The sequence below is a fragment of the Robiginitalea sp. genome, from assembly GCF_049588695.1.
Taxonomy (GTDB): domain Bacteria; phylum Bacteroidota; class Bacteroidia; order Flavobacteriales; family Flavobacteriaceae; genus Robiginitalea.
The window spans coordinates 1-2,010 of sequence record NZ_JBAVZJ010000512.1; the positions used below are offsets into that span (position 1 = coordinate 1).

Annotated in this window: 4 protein-coding genes; 1 reads left to right on the top strand and 3 read right to left on the bottom strand. The window is 48.5% G+C overall.

All coding sequences use genetic code 11. The features are described from left to right. Window positions 1–347, bottom strand: a 347-nt coding sequence (locus WBV75_RS11840; RefSeq protein WP_424120800.1) for a pirin family protein, incomplete at its 3' end; no start/stop codon positions are given. Window positions 348–575: 228 nt separating this feature from the next. Here WBV75_RS11840 and WBV75_RS11845 point away from each other — a divergent pair. Next, complete coding sequence (locus WBV75_RS11845; RefSeq protein ID WP_424120801.1) at window positions 576–980, top strand: hypothetical protein; 405 nt, start codon at window positions 576–578, stop codon at window positions 978–980. 103 nt (window positions 981–1,083) lie between these two features. Here WBV75_RS11845 and yihA read toward each other — a convergent pair whose 3' ends face one another. Then, the gene (gene yihA, locus WBV75_RS11850) at window positions 1,084–1,698 is read right to left on the bottom strand and encodes a ribosome biogenesis GTP-binding protein YihA/YsxC (protein WP_424120802.1); all 615 of its coding nucleotides are present in this window, start codon (window positions 1,696–1,698) and stop codon (window positions 1,084–1,086) included. A gap of 54 nt (window positions 1,699–1,752) precedes the next feature. Beyond that, window positions 1,753–2,010, bottom strand: a 258-nt coding sequence (locus WBV75_RS11855; RefSeq protein WP_424120803.1) for an alpha/beta fold hydrolase, incomplete at its 5' end; no start/stop codon positions are given.

Sequence of the window (2,010 nt, forward strand, 5' to 3'; positions counted from 1 at the left end):
AGAAAGGAGACATCCCGATCCTTGTTCTTATTGTATTCACTGTGGTTTACACCCGTTCCAGCACTCATGACCTGGACGTCCCCTTCGCGGATCACGGTTGTGTTTCCCATACTGTCCTTGTGCTCCAGATCACCTCGGAGTGGGATGGAAATGATTTCCATGTTGTTGTGGGAATGGGTCCCAAACCCCATACCCGGGGCGACGCGATCGTCATTCAAAACCCTGAGGGCGCCGAATTGCATCCGTTCGGGATTGTAGTAGTTTGCAAAACTAAAACTATGGTAGCTCTCGAGCCACCCATGGTTGGCATGGCCCCGACTTGCAGAGGGATGGTAGACTTTCTTCATAGCAACAGGTTACTTATTTTTGAAGGGTCAAGTTACAAATTAGAGGTGCGTTCTGATGATAAGAAAAGGTTAAAGGGAATCGGGATGCCGGGCTTGAGTTTTGTTAAGAGCATTGAAAGGGAGAAACTACACATTGGGGCGTGCCGTTGGGGGTAGCCCCCCTTCCCCGATAAAAAGATACCCTCTTCCCCTGCAGCAAACCAGCATCCATTTTTAACCCTCAAGAATATGCAAAATCCAAAACCGGTGATTAAGGAGTATCCCGAAGGGAGCCTGGTCTTTGTCTGGAATGCCGATGCTGGAATGCTCAACGCAATCAGGGATAGTTTGCACAAATGGATCAGTCCCGAAACCTATTCCTGCAAGTTGTGTGCCTTAACACACGGCTTCAGCTCCGCCAGGCGGGACTGGAAAGACTTTCTCCTGAATTTTGAACGCCCTGCGTATTTCTACTACCGGGACAATGTAGAGGATACGGGCATTCTGTTCAATTTTCCCAAAACGTACCCACTGGTTCTCGAGCTTCATAAAGGACAGTGGCTCCCCTTGCTCAATGCCGAGGATTTTGACGAGATTTCCTCCCTTGAGGAACTGATCGAAACCCTTAAAACGAAAATTTCAGACCGGGAGTGAGATTCAGGGGTTTTGAAGTAAAAGTGAAGGGAAAATGCAGCTACAGGTTCTAATTTGAGTACTGGGGGGAGGGGGGCACCCCCCACCTGGACACGTGCCCGATTTAAGATTGGTTGGCGCGAAAGCTTACATTGATATTTTCGATATAATCCAGGACCTCTTTCCCGCCAATGTTTTTTGAGGAGGAAGTCACAAAATACGGGGGTATTTCAACCCATCCCGCTGCCCGCATCTGATCAAAATACTTTTCAAGGGCTTCTTCCCGGGCGCCAGGTTTTAGCTTATCTGCCTTGGTGAAGACCAACGAAAAGGGAATCCCTTTTGAGTTGAGCCATTCCATAAATTCCAGATCGATAGGCAGGGGGGCGTGGCGAATATCTATGAGTAAAAACGCATTGAGGAGTTGCTCACGTTCGTTAAAATACCGGGTGATAAATTTTTGAAAACGCGCCTTATCCTTTTTAGAGGTGCGGGCGTATCCATAACCTGGAAGGTCGACCAGGAACCAGTTATCATTGATCTTAAAGTGATTGATCAATTGGGTTTTCCCCGGCCTTCCCGAAGTCTTGGCCAACCCTTTGCGCTGGGTTAACATATTGATAAGGGAGGACTTACCCACATTCGAACGCCCGATAAAGGCGTACTCCGGCAGCGGCTCCGAAGGGCACTTTCCCACATCTGTATTGCTGCAAAGAAATTCCGCTGAGGTAATCTTCATATGGCAAATTAAGATAAACAAGTGTGATCTGAGGCCCGCTACCCCTGTAGCGATCTAGAAACTGCGTTTCTGCAACCAGTCGTAGAGTATGGCATTGAAGTCCTCAGGATGTTCCATCATCGGAGCATGGCCACATTTATCGATCCAGAACAGGTCCGAATCCGGAAGCAGTTCATGGAATTCCTCGGCTACATTAGGCGGGGTCACTGAATCGTTTTTCCCCCAGATGATGCAGGTGGGGGTTTCCATCTTCGGCAGGTCCTTTGCCATATTATGGCGAATGGCGCTTTTGGCAATAGAAAGGGTTTTAAC